We start from the raw sequence: 15,870 nt of genomic DNA on the forward strand, positions 1-15,870 counted from the left end.
GATTCCGGCGCGGACCTTGCAGGCCGCACCGGCGCAGCAACCGATCAACCGACGGCACCTTGGGGGGGTGGTGTCCGAGGCCGAGCAGGTGAATGGACAATCGAAAGAGCCACGCAGATGTCCTGACGAAGCGCTATGATGCCGTCGTTATCGGAAGCGGGCCGGGCGGCGCGACGCTCGCGCTTCGGCTGGGCCAGCAGGGGCTGCGCGTGCTCGTGGTCGAGCAGGGCGATTTCCTGCGCATACCGCGCGGGGGCGATGCCGAGCCGGTCGGGAAATTCATCGGTCATGTGATGAATGGGCGCGACAAGGCGCTCACTTTCATCGGCGGACGCAGCAAGTTCTATGGCGCGGCGCTGTACCGGATGCGCGAGAGCGACTTCCGCGAGGTCGAGCACGAGGCCGGCCTCTCGCCCGCCTGGCCGATCAGCTATGACGATCTCGAACCCTATTACGAGCAGGCCGAAATCCTGTTTCGTGTGCACGGAGCACCCGATGGGGATCCGAGCGACCCGCCGCGCCGCAAGCCGTTTCCGGGCGCACCGATCCCGCACGGACCGATCGTTTCGGATATGGTACGACGTCTGGAGGCCAGCGGTACGCCGACTGCCGCCATACCCGTTGGAATCGACTATGGCGATGGCGGCTCCTGCGTTCTGTGCGCCACCTGCGACGGTCACTTCTGCACGCTGGACGCCAAGATGGACGCGGAGACGGCGGCGATGCGCCCGGCGCTTGCGACCGGCAATGTGTACCTGTCCACGCAAACCGAGTGCCTGAAGGTCGAAACCAGCGCGGATGGCAACCGCGCGACCGGCGTTGTGCTGCGCCGCGGCGGCGCGGAGCATGTCGTCAAGGCTCCGGTCATTGCCGTTTGCGGCGGCCTGCCGGGTTCGGCGGGCCTGTTGCGGCGTTCGCGCAACGAACGGCATCCCGACGGTCTCGGCAATGCGGGCGGCGCGCTTGGCCGCTATCTCGCGGGCCATTCGGTGGGGATGATCTTTCCGTTCGTGAGCTGGAAGACTGTGCCGCCGATCTTCACAAAGACCTTCGCCATCAATTCCTTCTACGAATCAGCGCCGGACTGGCCCTATCCGACGGGCGTGGTGCAGATCGGCGGCCAGATGCCTTTCTGGGAGGAAGCTTCGAGGCCGATCAGGCCGATCGCGAAGATGATCGGCCTGCACAGCCTCATATCGTTCTACATGACAGAGACGGTGCCGACGCGCGAGGCGGGGCTGACCTTCGAAGGTGACGAAATCTCGGGCCGCGTCGAGCCGGTGCACAGCCTGAAAACCTTTGCGAAACTGCGGGAACTGGCCGTCGCCGCTTTCCGCCGCGCCGGCTATCGCTCGCTGGCGCGAACGCGGCCGCCCTATCTGTGGCATGAAGTCGGCACGGTCCGGTTCGGCACCGATCCGCAGACCTCCGTGCTCGATCCCGACTGCCAGGTGCATGGCATATCCGGTCTCTATGTCGTGGACGCCTCCACGCTTCCTTCGGCGGGCGCGGTCAACACGGCGCTTACGATCATTGCGCTTGCGCTGAGGGCAGGCGACCACATCGCCGGTCGCAGCGCCGCCTCGCGCGGCGAAAGCGCAGCGCGTCACCCCTTCGTGCACTCCTGATCTCCGTCCTGCCGGTTGCGAAAGGCCGTTCATGCATCTTGTCTACTATCGAAAGCAGGTTCCGAATTTCGGCGACGACCTCAACGCGGAACTGTGGCCCGCGCTCGCGCCGCGCCTGTTTGCCGACGAACCGGGTACCGCTTCGGATATCGGCTTTGTCGGGATAGGCACGATCATCGGAATGCCGATTTCCGGTTTGCAACGGCTCAACGTCTTTTCCAGCGGCATCGGCAATGACAGGCCGTCGCGCTGGCGCGATCTCCAGGTGGAATACTGGTGCGTGCGGGGTCCGATCTCGACGCGGGTTCTGGACCTGCCGGACGACCGCGCCATAACCGACGGCGCGATTCTGACGCCGCTCGTTGCGGGATTTCCGAGGGCGGCGTCGGCGACCGGCGGCACGGTCATCGTACCGCACTGGGAGACGATGGATCATCCCGGCTGGTCCGAGGTCGCGTCCCTGACCGGCTTTGAGCTGCTCGATCCGCGCGGCGATCCGAAAAGCGTCATCGAGCGCATCGCGGGGGCGACGATGGTGCTGACGGAATCCCTGCATGGCGCAATTCTGGCTGACACCTATGGCGTTCCATGGCGCGCTTTTGCGACATCGAAGAATTTCGGCGTCACGAAATGGGTCGATTGGGCCGGCTCGCTGGGGCACGATTTCAGCCTGACCATGGTGCCGCCGCCCGACAGCGGTCCGGTCCTTGCCTTCGGGCGTCCGGTTGCGCCGTTCGGCGAAACCCGGAAGTTCGATGCGGCAACCGCGCTGGCGCAGTTCGACCAGCGACTGACGCACGAGCCGGAAACGTTGAAGTCAAGGCTCAAGGCGATGGTCAAGCAATCGCCGCTCGTCCGGCGGTTCCTCGGTTTCAGGCCCGAGCGAACAGCGGAGGCGCTGGACCGGCTGGCGCAGATGGAACCGGAACTGAGCACGGTCTCGCAAAGGGAAAGCCTGCAGCAACGCATGCTGTCGCGCCTCTCGGCGCTGTCTGTTGCCGCGGGACATGGCCCGCTGAAATAGCACCTCAGGTCATCGCCACCCGCGCGCGCGTTCCACCGCGCGTGCGAAGAGCGTGGCGCGCTCGGGGGATGTCGGACGTGGCTTGAAAGTGCGAACCGTCTCCGCACCGGGGGCGAGTTCCAGTTCGGCTCCGAGTCCTTTCGCGGCAAGCGAGGCGGTACCGAACGCCGTCATTTCGTCGAAGCTGCTCGTCCTCACCTCCCGGCCAAGGGAATCGGCCAAGAATTGCGCAAAATAGGGGCTTCGCGACAGGCCTCCGTCGATGCTGATAGCGGGGGCGAGTGGCACGCTGCCGCTCATCGCCGCCAGCACATTGGCGGTGAGCAGCGCGATGCCTTCGAGCAGGGCCTGGCGCATGTCGCTGCGCGACATCTCGGGCGTCAGGCCAAGCATGACGGGGCTGGCGGTTCTGTCCCAGTAAGGGCAGGCAAGGCCGGAAAATGCCGGAATGAACACCAGCCCCCGGTCGATGGCGGCCGGCTGATCGAACGCGCCGAAATCGTCCATGTTGTCGGCCAGTCCGGCCTTGAGCGCCCATTCAACCGATGAACCGGCGTCATAGACCCCGCCGTCGAGCGCATAGACCGGGCCGTCGCCGATGTCCCACGCGACGGTTGGAAGCAGCCCGGCCGCCTGTTCCGGTGGCACGATCTCGCTTCCTGTCACGGTGAGCGCGAATGCGCCTGTGCCGAATGTGATCTTGCTGTCTCCGGCCCGCCGGCATCCATGTCCGTACAGCGCCGCCTGCTGGTCGACGACGGATGCTGTGACCGGAAGCGATCCGACAGAACCGAAATCACTCACCGTTCGCTCGATCCCGGGCAGGCAGTCCATGGGGACACGGAACAGTGCGCACAACTGCTCGTCCCAAGCGCAGCTTCTGATGTTCATCAGGGAGGTGCGCGAGGCGGTCGTCACATCCGTTGCGAAGCGCCCGGTGAGATTGTGCAGGAAGAAGGCGTCAGTGGTGCCGAGGCACAGGCGACCGTTTCGATGAGCCGCGCCCACCGCTTCGATATTGTCCAGCATCCAACGGAACTTGGCGGCGGAGAAATAGGGATCGACGGGAAGGCCGGCGCGTTCGCGGGTCAGTTCCTCGGCTCCGGCGGATCGCAGTTCGGCGATTTCCGGCGTCGTGCGGTTGTCCTGCCAGACGATCACAGCGCTGAGCGGTTCCAGCGTCTCGCGGTCCCATGCGAGGCAGCTTTCGCCCTGATTGGCGAGGCCGATGGCCTGGACCTCGGGCCCTGCCAGGCCGATGCATGACCGGACATTTGCGAGAAGCTCGAGGGCGTCATGCTCGACCCATCCCGGTTGCGGATAGTGCTGGGCGTGCCGGGTTCCACCCTTTATCGAAAGGCTGTCGCCGTCGACGGTGAGAATCCGTGTCGATGTGGTACCCTGGTCAATGGCGGCGACGCATACCATCAGGCATTTTCCAATCGAACATTAATCGTGCGGGGCGCTTCGCCGGACAATAATGCACCGATCGGAATGAGAACACGCTGTTCAGGTCGGCCCGTCATGGGCTTCGACCAGATCTGCCGACCGTCCGATTCGACCACGAGCCTTCCGGAAACGGGCTCCCCGATCCTGACCTGCAATTCACCCATTCCCCGTACGCCTTCCGGTCCCAGCCATTGCGGCACCGCATAGCGTATGCCGTGGCCCGTGGTCACGCGCGTGGCGCGAGCCGGTTCGTCCGGGGCATCGGCAAGATCCCGGGCGACCATGCGGGCGATACGCCTGCCTTCGGCCCATGACCAGCCGGCGGTCTCGACGGGATGCAGCATGTTGCCGACGGCATAAATCCATGGCGCGCTTGTGCGGCCCCGGTCGTCGATCATCGGTCCAGCGGTTCCTTCATCGATTTCGAGGCCGAGCCTGCGGGCAAGTGCCGCCTCCGACGTAAAGCGTCCCGTCAGCACCACGCCGTCGCATTCGACTTCGCTCGCGGCGCCGTCGGGTCCGAGCAGACGCACGCTTTCCACGCGGCGGGACCCGACAATCTCGGATATGCGGGTGCCGTAATGGACCTTGATGCCGAGCAGGTTGGGGAGAAGCGAGAAGGGGCGGCGCAGGATCGGCGACGGCCTTGGTTCGACAAGCGCCACCGGCTTCGCGCCGATCGAAACGCAGGTGAGAATTGCCGACATCGACACCAACTCGCTGCCGACCACCAATGGCCGCCGAAACGGCTTCAGCTTCTCGCGGTAGGCAAAGAGCTGCAGGGCGTTGGTGTTCATGACGCCGACAGGCCGGTCGCCCGATATCAGCGCGGCGGCCCTTGACGTTTCCCGCGCGCCCGTCGCCAGCACAATGCGCTTTGCCCTGATCGAGAGCAGGCCGTCCGGGGCGGCGACCGATATTTCGCCGGGTGCGCTGCTTCCGACGGCGCTGTGCCGCAGGCGCAGGTCGACGCCTGCCCGGCGAGCTGTCTCGGCAAGCCGGTCTGCATAAGCGGGACCTGAAAGGACACGGTGGAACTCGCGCATGCCGAATGGCGAATGGCCACAAAAGCGGGGGATCCCGCCGGGCTGATCGCTGCGCTCGATGGCGATGACGCTGGAAACGCCGCTCTTTTTCAGCTCGGTGGCCGCCGCGAGACCAGCCGGTCCCGTGCCTATTACCAACACGTCCGCTTCCGCGTCGGGCTTACGGGCGTCATCCTGCATTCGATTGGCCGCCGTCGATTATGTCATGACGCGCATCGATGCGGGGCGAGGCAAGTGCGGTAATCCTGGCGGTGCAGTTGAAGCCCTGGCACTGGCCCATGCCGCAGCGGGTGCGGCGTTTCAGTCCGCCGAGATCGCCGGCGGGCAGCGGCCCCGACAGGGCGGCCTCTAATTCTCGGCGCGTTACCATCTCGCAATGGCAGACGATCTCATCATATCCGGGCTTCTGCCAGTCGCGCGGCAGATGCTCTGCAAGGTTCGGAACGCTCACGGACGGCTCAGGCCCGGGTGCCGGGCGGGGCGTCGAGCCGGCATATAGGCCAAAAACATGGTGCGCGATGCCGAGCGCCGCCGTCATCCCGGTCGAACGAATGCCGCCCACCGTTATCCAGTTGCGTGCGCCGTCCATCGAGATCCGATATTCCTTCTTTTCGCTCGCCGGACGCAAACCGGCATAGGCGGCCGTAATGGATATGTGCCGGATCGCCGGGAGCATCTGCCCCGCGCGGTCGATCAATGCGCGCATCTTTTCCCGCTCGACAGTGGCGCGGGCGCGGTCGTCCTGCTCCTCGGCGGTCGGGCCGATCAGCACATTGCCGAAGATCGTGCGCGTCAGGACGACGCCCTTCGTATGCTCGCTCGGCACCGGCAGCACGATCCCGTTGAGCAGCCTTGAAGCCGACTTCTCGAATACGACAAACTGGCCCTTGCGCGGCTTGATGGCGAAGTCGCTCGCGCCTTTCAGCCGTTGCTCAACGATATCGCCGTATAGGCCCGCGCAATTGACGACATGGCGCGCGCGAAACCGGCTCCTGGCCGTTTCCAGCGTCCATATTTTGCCGTCGAAATCACCGCCGAGGACTTCGGTTCGCAGATGGACCTGTGCGCCAAGCCTGATCGATTGCAGAACATAGGCAAGGAACGGCGACCATGGATCGATGAGCGCTTCGCCGGGAACGCGCAAGCCGGCAAGCGCGGCGTCGGACAGATGGGGCTCGACCTTCGTGACTTCGGCCCGCTCCAGCGGCATGACGTCGTCAATGCCGTTTTCAAGCGCCTGCTCGCGGATGGGCCTGAGCTTCTCCGCTTCCTGTTCGGTCCACGCCACCACCATCGCGCCGCATGCAAATAGGGGCAGGTTCATCGTGCGATGGATATCGAGATACTCGCGGTAGCCGTCGCGGATGCATTGAAGCTCAAGGCTTCCGGGCGGCGCATCGAAGCCCGTGTGCAATATGGCGCTGTTGGCCTTGCTTGCGCCGGACAATATGTCGTCACCGCGCTCCAGCAGCGCCACGCGCAGGCCGTTCAGGGCGAAACGCCGCGCCATCGCGCAGCCCACCACGCCCGCACCGATGATCGCCACGTCGAACACAATGCCTGTGCTTTCCGAACGGTCGGACGAGTTCTGTGTCTTGTGCGGACGGTAGGCGGAGATTACCATGCACGGAGATATACTGTGACCAAACGTTCAAGGTCAATGACTGTTCGGTAAAATTGAGGAGGCAACATGACGCCAGCGAAAAGGCGGGACAGGATCATTCAGTTGGTCAGGGAAAACGACAGGGTGACCGTCGATCATCTGGCGGAATGGCTCAAATCCTCGCGCGAGACCATTCGGCGCGATCTCGGGGCGCTGGATTCAAAGGGCCTGCTCAAGAAGATCCACGGCGGCGCGATTTCCGTGGAGGCGAATCAGTCGGAAGCCGTTTCCGAAGGCTCGTTCCAGGCGCGTCTGGCGGAGAATGCGAAGGGCAAGCGGCTGCTTGCGCGCGCCGCCGCCGGGCTGCTCAGATCGGGCGACACGGTCTTTGTCGACACAGGGACGACGACGGTTTTCCTGGCCGAGGAAATCGCCCGCTGTGAAGGCATTACGGTCATAACCAATTCGGGCGCAATTGCCTCGCAGGTCGTTAAGGGTAAGGGAAATAAGGTTTTTCTGCTCGGCGGCGAGTATCGGGAGGGTGGTAGCGAAAGCGTGGGACCGCTGACCATCGACCAGATCGGGCGCTTCAACGCCTCGCACTCCATCATCACCGTGGGCGCGGTCAGCCAGGGCGGGTTCCTGGATTACGACCTGCAGGAGACGGATATAGCCAAAGCCATGATCGCGCAGTCGGCGAAGCTTTTCGTGCTGGCCGACAGCACGAAGTTCGGAAGGTCGGCGCTGTTCCAGGTGTGCCCTCTGGCTGCTGCCGACATCATCATCACCGACGAGATGCTCCAGGCTCCCTACGAGGAAGCGCTCGCAGTGGCCGGCGTCGAGGTGGTGGTCGGTCGAAATGGCCTTTAGAGAAAAACGGTGCATGCGTTTTGGGCAGAATCACTATGCAATGTGCAAAAAAAGAAGGCGAAGTGCGCATATATGGTCGTTGTGATCGGCCGTACAAAAAAGTTAGTTGACTGAACGGGCAATCGTGGACATGGTGAATGGCAGCTCCTCGGGCGCCTCTCGCGGCATGTGGAGGGACGAAGGGCAGTGGCCCCAACGAACAGAGGGAACATCATGAAGACGAACAGACGGACTTTTCTTGGCGGGGTCGCGCTCGCTGGCGTTGCAATGTCGAGCGGAAAATTGTCGCTTGGCGGCACCGCGCACGCTCAGGGCGTCAAGCGCGTCACTTTCGCCTCTGCAGGCCCGATCACGGGCAACTGGGATACGACCTCGCACACCACGGTCGGCCAGTGGAACGCCGAACATTTCATTTTCAGCCACCTGACCAAGGCTCCGATGAAGCCGGAGAAGCCGGACGAACTGCTTCCCGATCTCGCAGTGAGCTGGACGATCGTCGATCCGCATACGATCGAGTTCAAGCTGCGCGAGGGCGTGAAGTTCCACAACGGGCAGGACTTCACCGCCGAGGACGTCAAGGCGACGTTCGACTACGCATCGGACCCGTCCCGGCCCTCCGCCTCGCTCTATCCGGGCAAGGCAGACATCACGGTCGTCGACAAGTATACGCTGCGCATCAACACGGAGAAGTACGGCTACCCCGCCGCAGCCTATTATTATCTGGTCAGCTTCCTGCCGATCATGTCCGCGGCCGACATCGCCAATCCTTCGGTATTGCAGGCGAAGCCGAACGGCACCGGCCCCTTCAAATTCGCCGCGACGGAAGGCGACAAGACCACGCTCGCCGCCTATGACGACTACTACGACGGGCGTCCGCAGATCGATGAGGTCGTCTATGCCTATGTTCCCAGCCCGAATACCCGCGTCCTCGGCCTGCTCAACGGCGAATACCAGATCATCGAGCGCCTTGAGCCGGAGCAGTATTCCACGCTTGAATCCAATCCCGACGTCAAGGTGGACCGCGCGCTGTCGCTGGAGAACAAGTACCTGCATTTCCGCTGCAACAAGCCGCCCTTCGACGACATCCGCGTGCGCATGGCTGCTTGCCACGCCATCGACCGGTCGCAGATCATGGAGGTGGTGGGCATCGCCGGCCAGGAATCCAGCAGCTATATCTCGCCGCTGAAATTCGGCTATGCCGACATCCCGAACTATCCGACCTACGATCCGGCGAAGTGCCAGGAACTGCTTGCCGAGGCGGGCTTCCCGAACGGACAGGGCCTGCCCGAACTCGAATACATCACCTCGGTTGGCTTCTATCCCAAGACGCGCGAATATGGCGAGCTGATCACCGCCATGATGCAGGAGCAGGGCTTCCCGGTGAAGCTCACCGTTCTTGAGCCGGCTGCATGGGAAGACCAGATCTACCGGCGCGCGGACGGCCAGGGCGCGGGACACATGGTCGATGTGGGCTGGATGACCGGCTCGCCCGAACCCGACCTCGTGCTGTTCCCGAACTGGTTCTCCAAGAGCTCGCTGTTCCCGGGCCTTGTGGATACGGAAATCGACGCGGTGCTGGAAAAGGAACGCAATGCCGCGACACCGGAAGAGCGCGCCAAGATCATCCGCGAGGAAACCTTGCCGACCATCGCCAGCAAGGTGCCGAGCCTGTCATTGTTCTCGGCGGTGCACTTCCACGCAATGGCCAAGGGCCTCGACAATGTGGTGTTCGCGCCGAACGGACCGATCGACCTTTCCAAGGCGACACTTTCGTAAGGCAGTCACGTCAACCGATCGCGGTGGCGGCGCACCCCGCCGCCACCGGCACTTGAAGGCAGACGATCATGATCTTCGCACTCGACTTTTTTGCGCGCCGACTGGCGCAGGGATTGGTGATCGTCACCCTCGTCGCTTTCCTCGTCTTCACGCTGCTTCGCGTCGTGCCGGGTGATCCCGTGCGTATGATGCTCGGCCCGATGACGCCGCCCTCAGTCATGGAGGAGACGGCGCGCGAGCTTGGCCTGCGCGATCCGATACCCGTGCAGTTCGCGCGCTATATCAGCCAGATCGCGGTCGGCAATTTCGGAACCTCTTTCATTCGCGGCACGCAGGGAGGAAGCACGGGCGGCTCGCGCGGCGAAACCACGCACAGCGCCGAGAACCGTGCGCCTGTCATCGGCCTCATCGTCCAGACCATACCCTACAGCCTGCTGCTGGGCGGGCTTGGAATCCTTTTCGCCATCATCGTCTCGGTGCCCGTCGGGATCTATGCGGGTCTCAATGCAGGCCGATGGCCCGACCGCGCGGCGGTCTATCTCTCTTCCTTTCTCGTGTCCCTGCCGAACATCTGGCTGGGCATTGTCTTTATTCTCCTTTTCTCCGCCAAGACCGGCTGGCTTCCGGCGATAGGTTACAAAGGCCCCGCCTATGCGGTGCTCCCGGCGCTGGTGATCGCGTTCGAGCTTGCGCCGGTGCTGATCCGGTCCATCTCGGTATCGGTCGCGAGCGGGCTGCATGAGAACTATGTGGACGTGGGAAAGGTGCGCGGGCTGACGCGCCGCACCATCATCTCCAAGCATGTGCTGCGCAATGCCTCGATCCCGCTGCTCAACCTCTTCGGTGTGCAGGTGATCGGCATGCTGCTCGGCGGCCTCTTCGTGGTCGAGTTCATCTTCAGCTATCCCGGCCTCGGCCTGCTCACCATCAATGCGGTGTTCCAGCGGGATTTCCCGATTATCCAGGCGGTCGCCATCCTGTCCGGCGCCGTGCTGGTCGTGGTCAACATGATGGTCGATTTCATCGCGACCAATATCGATAGAAGGCTTCAGTACTGATGGCGCTGGCCGAGACGACGAAACTGGAACGCGCCCCTCGCAACGAAACCCTCGGCGGACGCATTCTGCGCCTTGCCTGGAAGTCCATCGACTTCAAGATCGGTTTCACCGTGGCGGCGACCCTCATCCTCCTGTCCATTTTCGGACCCTACATCATCGACGTGTCGCCGACCGCGATGGACGTGAAGGCCAAGTTCCTTCCGCCGTTTCCGATGGATGGCTGGCAGATCGGTCATCTTGCCGGCACCGACCAGCTTGGCCGTGACCTGCTGATGCGTTCGCTCGTTGGCTTGCGCAATGCGCTCGTCATCGGCGTGGCGAGCGTCGTCGGCATGTTTGTGCTGGGATCGGCGATCGGCATGATCGCCGGGTATTACGGCAAATGGACCGATCTCATCCTGATGCGCCTGACCGACGTGCAGATGTCGATCCCGGTCGTCATACTGGCGATAGCCATACTCGGCGTGACGCGGCCAAACGAAATCCTCGTGATCTCCGTGCTGATCCTTGCCGGATGGCCGGCCTATGCGCGCGTTACCCGCAGCGTCGTGCTTGCGGAACGGCAGAAGGAATATGTGCGCGGCGCAAAGATCATCGGCGCTTCCAATTTCCGCATCATGCTGCGCTACATCGCGCCGAGCATCCTGCCCACAATGGCCTTCGTGGCGGTGCTGGACGTCGCGCGCATGATGATCTTCGAAGCGATCTTCGGCTTCATCGGCATCGGCATACAGCCGCCGACGCCGACCTTCGGCAACATCATCGCCGCCGGCACGCAATATCTGCTGAACGCCTGGTGGATCACCGTTGTCCCCGGCCTGATCCTGACCGTCACGCTGGCCAGCATCAACCTGATGGGCAGTGCGCTGGAACGCGCGCGCAACAAAGTCATACGCGGGGTCGAATGATGTCGGAAGCGATTCTCTCGGTACGCAGCCTGAGCATCGACCTCGAAGGCCGGGGCGAGCGCCGCCCCATCATTTCCAATGTTTCGTTCGACCTGCTTCAGGGACAGGTCCTGGGGATCATCGGGGAGAGCGGGTCGGGCAAGACCGTCCTGTCGCGGGCGGTGGTGAACTGGATCAATCCGCCGCTGCGCGTGACCGGCGGCGAGGTCATGTTCAAGGGGCACGACCTGCTGACCCTGCCGGAGCGCGAAATGCAGCCGATTCGCGGACGCTCCATCGGCTATGTCGGGGCAAATCCGGGCAGCGCGCTCGATCCGACCCTTTCGATCGGGACACAGATCGTGGAGAAGCTCCAGCAGGTCGTGCCCGGCACCTCGGCAGCCGATGCCAAGGCGCGCGTCATTGATCTTCTCGACGCCGTGCGCATTCCTTCGGCGCGGCAACGCTTCGACGATTTCCCGTTCCAGTTCAGCGGCGGCATGATGCAGCGCGTGCTGATCGTCGACGCCCTTGTCTCGCGGCCCGCATTCCTCGTCGCCGACAACATCACGCAGCCGCTCGACGTTACGGTCAGCGCCCAGATCATCCGCATCATGAAGGAGCTTCAGAAGGATTTCGACACCGCGATCCTGTTCGTTTCGTCATCGCTCGGCGTGGTGCAGGATGTGGCCGACGAGGTGCTGGTGCTTGAAAGCGGAAAGGTCATCGAGCATCGCAAGATGCAGGCGCTGATCCGCGAGCCCGAGGCCGCCTACACGCGTCGCCTGATCGCCAAGGTTCCGCGCATCTGGACGGCGGAGTCGGTCACACCGACCATCAAGACGACGGCGGACCGAGACATCGTGCTCAGCGTGCGCGACATCTCGAAATCCTACGCCATCAAGGATCGGTCCGCGCTGTTCCAGACCAAGTCGGTGCAGGCGGTTCGCAATGTCTCGTTCGACGTGGAGCGCGGCGAGAATTTCGGGATCGTCGGCGAATCCGGCTGCGGTAAATCCACTCTTTCACGGCTGCTGAGTCGCCTCGAAGCGCCGGACGCAGGCGAAATCATGTTCAAGGGCAAGGACATTGCCCGCCTCAACTCGCGCGACCTGCTGATGCTGCGCAAGAGTTTCCAGCTCCTTCTCCAGGACCCCTACAACGCGATCCCCTCGCATTTCCCCGTGGGCCGCACCGTCTGCGAGCCGCTGAGGATCCATGGCGGAATGACCGGCGCCGAGGTCAGGGAGCGGGCGCGCGCCGCCATCGCGGAAGTGGGGCTGCCGGCGGGCGTTTTCGACAATCTCCCGATCGGGCTCAGCGCGGGGCAGCGGCAGCGCGTCAACATTGCGCGTGCGCTCGTGCTCGAACCCGAATTGATGATCCTCGATGAAACGCTGTCCTCGCTCGACCAGATCGAGCAGGGCCGACTGATCGACCTGTTCGAGCGGCTGCAGGCCAAGCATGGAATGTCCTACATCTATATCTCGCACGACCTTGCGATGGTGCGGCGCGTGTGCACGCGCGTCGCGGTCATGTATCTCGGCCGCGTCGTCGAACTCGCCGACAACGAGACGTTGTTCTTCGATTCCGCCCATCCCTATACGCGCGCCCTCCTGAGCGCCGCGCCGGTCATCGAGGCGAAGCGCTACGACACCGGCACCTATCTGCTGGACGGCGAGCCGCCGGACCCGATCGACATTCCGCCGGGGTGCAGCTTTCGCACGCGGTGCCCGTTCGCATTCGAGCGCTGCTCGGTCGAGGACCCGGCGCTCTATTCCCGCGACGGTCGCAATTTCAGCGCGTGCCATCTCATTTCGGATGACAGCGCGGTGACGAACGCCGCATTGATTCGACGCGAGATCACGCCGCGCGAACGGGTCGCACAGACCGTCGCCGGCTGACGTTCGCCAGGCAGGATTTGGCAAAGAGGAGCGGAGCGGATGTCGAAGGTTCAGGTCGTTGATCTAGATGCGCAGGAGCAGGAAGCGCTGCACGAGTTCGAGCACGATCCCGCCGGACGGCACTCGCCCGCCTTGCAGAAGATCGTCAACCGCATGCGGGGCGGCTCGGTAAACAACAAGCTCGTTCTCTTCTGCACCAAGCCGCACAAGGAATGGATCCTCGCCCGCCTGAACGGACGCGCCAAGCCGATCACATTCTACTGGGACCGAAAGTTCACGAATCTCGATGAAGCGGAAGTCGAGATCTACAGGATGCGCCTTGCGGAGATGAAGGGCGCAGACACAGTTGAGGCGAAGGACTGAGCATATGATCAAGCTTACCGGTTATGGCGACCGCATCAGCGTTTCGCCGAACGAGACGATACGCTTCCACGTCAACTGTGAATATGAAAGCTTTCGCGCCGATCTCATCAGGATCATTTGCGGCGACACCAGCCCGGAGGGTCCGGGTGTCAAGATCGAGGAGATCGAAAGCTCGTTCGGCGGCGAATACAAGGGCCGCGCGCAGAAGATCCATGCCGGTTCCTTCGCCGTCGTGGAAAAGATGCCCGCGCTGGCTTCGCTCGAGAGCTTCACCGTTCAGGCCGTCATTCAGCCGACGACGCCCACCAAGGGACGACAGGCGATCGCAGCCTGCTATGACGAGGCGGGCAAGGCGGGCTTCGGTCTCATCATCGATGAAAAAGGTTGCGCGGCGCTCGATGTGAGGGATGGCAAGGGCGGCTCCACGGTTGTCTCAAGCGGTGCGCCCTTGCGGCGGCTCGGATGGTATGTCGTGGCGGCTTCCTTCGATGCATCTACCGGCACGGCGAGCGTCTATCAGCGTCCGTTCAAGTCCTACACCGCGTCGTCCGAAGCGGCTTTCGCCGAAGCGCCCGCTTCGTTCGCGCCTGCCGCCGCGCCACTGTTTTTCGCGGGAGAGATCGCTGGCCGGTCGTCCCGCCGGCTGCTCGCAAAGAATTTCTACAACGGCAAGCTTGAAGCGCCCCGTCTTTCGTCGGTGGCGCTCGGCGCCTCAGAGATCGAGCAGCTGCGCACCACGCCGTTTCCGTCGAGCCTCTCGCTCAACCTGCTCGGTGCGTGGGATTTCTCGAAGGACATTTCCGGTACGAAGATTTCCGACATCTCCGCGAACGGCGCCGACGGACACATCGTCAACCTGCCGGCGCGAGGCGTCGTCGGCCACCTTCATACGCTCGATAGCCATGACTGGAAAATGGCCCCGGAGCAGTGGGGCGCGATCCACTTTCACGACGACGACATCTATGACGCCGAATGGGATGTCGATTTCGAGCTGACGGTACCGTCGGGACTTCGCAGCGGCATCTACGCGGTGCGGCTGAGGGCGGGTGAGGAAGCCTATTACATTTCCTTTGTCGTTCGGGCCGCGCCGGCAAAGCGCAAAAAGGTGCTGTTTCTCTTCTCGCTCGCGACCTATATCGCCTATGCCAATGAGCATTTCGGGACGAACTCGGCCATGGTCGAGCTTCATCTCAACCGCGTCACCGTGCTTCATCCGCATCAGGTCTTCCTCAACGAACACCGCGAATACGGGCATTCGCTCTACGACGTGCATTCGGACGGCAGCGGCGTCTATTATTCCTCGCGCCTGCGCCCGATCATGAACATGCAGCCATTCGTTGAGGCGAACCACGGCGCAGGCCCGGCGCATCTGTGGCTGTTCAACGCGGACACCCATATCACCGACTGGATGGAAGCCCATGACGTGGACTATGACGTCGCGACCGACGAGGATCTACACGTCGAAGGCATCTCGCTGTTCGAGGGATACGATGTCGTGATCACCTCGACGCATCCCGAATATTATTCGCTCAGGATGCTCGACGCCTTGCAGCGCTATATCGACCGGGGTGGCCGCCTGATGTATCTCGGCGGCAACGGCTTCTACTGGCGCATCGCCTATCACAAGGAGTTGCCCGGCGTAATCGAGGTGCGGCGGGCCGAGGGTGGCAATCGCGCATGGGAGCCGCCGACAGGTGAATATTACCACAGCTTCACGGGCGAATATGGCGGCATGTGGCGAAGGCAGGGCGGGCGCGCGCCGAATGCCATCTGCGGCGTGGCCTATGTCGCGCAGGGCTTCGACGAATCGACCTTCTATACGCGCAACCCGGACAGCTTCGACACGCGCGCCGCTTTCATTTTCGCGGGCGTCGGGGCCGACGAGAAGATCGGCGATTTCGGCCTGATCGGCAATGGAGCGGCGGGCATGGAGGTCGACGCGATCAACTACGATCTTGGAACGCCGCCGCATACGCTGGTACTCGCCAGTTCGCACAACCACACGCCCGCCCATCTTCTCGCGCTCGACGAGATGCTTTTCAACATCATGGATTCGGGCGGCGACGTCTGCGAGCAGGTCAAGGCCGACATGGTGTTCTTCGAAACGCAGGGCGGCGGCGCGGTGTTCAGCGTGGGCTCCATCGCCTATGCCGGTTCGCTCAGCCACAACAAATATGAGAACAACGTGTCGCGCATCACCGGCAATGTCCTGAAGCGCTTCCTCAAGCCGGAGCCGTTCGTGGTTCCCGCAAAATGACGGAG

At 63.1% G+C, this 15,870-nt stretch carries 12 protein-coding genes; 9 read left to right on the top strand and 3 right to left on the bottom strand.

Going from position 1 to position 15,870, the window contains the following annotated elements; translation table 11 throughout:
• Window positions 1–92 precede the first annotated feature (92 nt).
• Together M9924_07430 and M9924_07435 are read left to right on the top strand one after the other, a co-directional pair.
• Window positions 93–1,628 carry a GMC family oxidoreductase gene (locus M9924_07430; GenBank protein ID MCO5064236.1) on the top strand — a complete coding sequence of 512 codons (1,536 nt, stop codon included), beginning with the start codon at window positions 93–95 and terminating at the stop codon, window positions 1,626–1,628.
• Between the two features lie 31 nt (window positions 1,629–1,659).
• Window positions 1,660–2,652 carry a polysaccharide pyruvyl transferase family protein gene (locus M9924_07435; protein MCO5064237.1) on the top strand — a complete coding sequence of 331 codons (993 nt, stop codon included), beginning with the start codon at window positions 1,660–1,662 and terminating at the stop codon, window positions 2,650–2,652.
• A gap of 9 nt (window positions 2,653–2,661) precedes the next feature.
• Here M9924_07435 and M9924_07440 read toward each other — a convergent pair whose 3' ends face one another.
• Genes M9924_07440 through M9924_07450 form a run of 3 tightly spaced genes read right to left on the bottom strand, consistent with a single transcriptional unit; the run spans window position 2,662 to window position 6,771 of the window.
• Window positions 2,662–4,080: an FGGY family carbohydrate kinase gene (locus M9924_07440; protein ID MCO5064238.1), complete on the bottom strand. Its 1,419-nt coding sequence runs from the start codon at window positions 4,078–4,080 to the stop codon at window positions 2,662–2,664.
• Window positions 4,080–5,327: an NAD(P)/FAD-dependent oxidoreductase gene (locus M9924_07445; protein MCO5064239.1), complete on the bottom strand. Its 1,248-nt coding sequence runs from the start codon at window positions 5,325–5,327 to the stop codon at window positions 4,080–4,082. Before M9924_07445 ends, M9924_07440 begins: the two co-directional genes overlap by 1 nt.
• Entirely contained in the window at window positions 5,317–6,771 is a 1,455-nt protein-coding gene (locus M9924_07450) for an NAD(P)/FAD-dependent oxidoreductase (protein MCO5064240.1), read from the bottom strand. The genes M9924_07445 and M9924_07450 overlap by 11 nt, the downstream gene beginning before the upstream one ends.
• A 66-nt stretch (window positions 6,772–6,837) precedes the next feature.
• Between M9924_07450 and M9924_07455 the strand changes: the two genes are divergently transcribed.
• The 7 genes from M9924_07455 (at window position 6,838) to M9924_07485 (ending at window position 15,865) form a co-directional block, all read left to right on the top strand.
• On the top strand, window positions 6,838–7,620 hold the full coding sequence (locus M9924_07455; GenBank protein MCO5064241.1) for a DeoR/GlpR family DNA-binding transcription regulator: 783 nt from the start codon (window positions 6,838–6,840) through the stop codon (window positions 7,618–7,620).
• Window positions 7,621–7,833: 213 nt separating this feature from the next.
• Entirely contained in the window at window positions 7,834–9,396 is a 1,563-nt protein-coding gene (locus M9924_07460; protein MCO5064242.1) for an ABC transporter substrate-binding protein, read from the top strand.
• Window positions 9,397–9,464: 68 nt separating this feature from the next.
• Window positions 9,465–10,454 (top strand): ABC transporter permease, encoded by a 990-nt coding sequence (locus tag M9924_07465; GenBank protein MCO5064243.1) that lies wholly within the window; start codon window positions 9,465–9,467, stop codon window positions 10,452–10,454.
• Window positions 10,454–11,362, top strand: coding sequence for an ABC transporter permease (locus tag M9924_07470; protein ID MCO5064244.1), 909 nt, complete (start codon window positions 10,454–10,456; stop codon window positions 11,360–11,362). The genes M9924_07465 and M9924_07470 overlap by 1 nt, the downstream gene beginning before the upstream one ends.
• A complete protein-coding gene (locus tag M9924_07475) occupies window positions 11,362–13,245 on the top strand; it encodes an ABC transporter ATP-binding protein (protein MCO5064245.1) in 1,884 nt (627 codons plus the stop codon). Before M9924_07470 ends, M9924_07475 begins: the two co-directional genes overlap by 1 nt.
• 39 nt (window positions 13,246–13,284) lie before the next feature.
• Complete coding sequence (locus M9924_07480) at window positions 13,285–13,608, top strand: ABC transporter permease (GenBank protein ID MCO5064246.1); 324 nt, start codon at window positions 13,285–13,287, stop codon at window positions 13,606–13,608.
• Between the two features lie 4 nt (window positions 13,609–13,612).
• Window positions 13,613–15,865: a GldG family protein gene (locus M9924_07485; protein ID MCO5064247.1), complete on the top strand. Its 2,253-nt coding sequence runs from the start codon at window positions 13,613–13,615 to the stop codon at window positions 15,863–15,865.
• The last annotated feature ends 5 nt before the right edge of the window (window positions 15,866–15,870 follow it).

Source organism: Rhizobiaceae bacterium, assembly GCA_023953835.1.
Classification (GTDB): Bacteria; Pseudomonadota; Alphaproteobacteria; order Rhizobiales; family Rhizobiaceae; genus Mesorhizobium_G.

Coding starts and splice junctions, on each gene's coding strand:
- M9924_07475 (MCO5064245.1), top strand. CDS start 11,362: ATGTCGGAAGCGATTCTCTCGGTACGCAGCCTGAGCATCGACCTCGAA.
- M9924_07435 (MCO5064237.1), top strand. CDS start 1,660: ATGCATCTTGTCTACTATCGAAAGCAGGTTCCGAATTTCGGCGACGAC.
- M9924_07430 (MCO5064236.1), top strand. CDS start 93: ATGGACAATCGAAAGAGCCACGCAGATGTCCTGACGAAGCGCTATGAT.
- M9924_07470 (MCO5064244.1), top strand. CDS start 10,454: ATGGCGCTGGCCGAGACGACGAAACTGGAACGCGCCCCTCGCAACGAA.
- M9924_07440 (MCO5064238.1), bottom strand. CDS start 4,080: ATGGTATGCGTCGCCGCCATTGACCAGGGTACCACATCGACACGGATT.
- M9924_07480 (MCO5064246.1), top strand. CDS start 13,285: ATGTCGAAGGTTCAGGTCGTTGATCTAGATGCGCAGGAGCAGGAAGCG.
- M9924_07450 (MCO5064240.1), bottom strand. CDS start 6,771: ATGGTAATCTCCGCCTACCGTCCGCACAAGACACAGAACTCGTCCGAC.
- M9924_07455 (MCO5064241.1), top strand. CDS start 6,838: ATGACGCCAGCGAAAAGGCGGGACAGGATCATTCAGTTGGTCAGGGAA.
- M9924_07465 (MCO5064243.1), top strand. CDS start 9,465: ATGATCTTCGCACTCGACTTTTTTGCGCGCCGACTGGCGCAGGGATTG.
- M9924_07445 (MCO5064239.1), bottom strand. CDS start 5,327: ATGCAGGATGACGCCCGTAAGCCCGACGCGGAAGCGGACGTGTTGGTA.
- M9924_07485 (MCO5064247.1), top strand. CDS start 13,613: ATGATCAAGCTTACCGGTTATGGCGACCGCATCAGCGTTTCGCCGAAC.
- M9924_07460 (MCO5064242.1), top strand. CDS start 7,834: ATGAAGACGAACAGACGGACTTTTCTTGGCGGGGTCGCGCTCGCTGGC.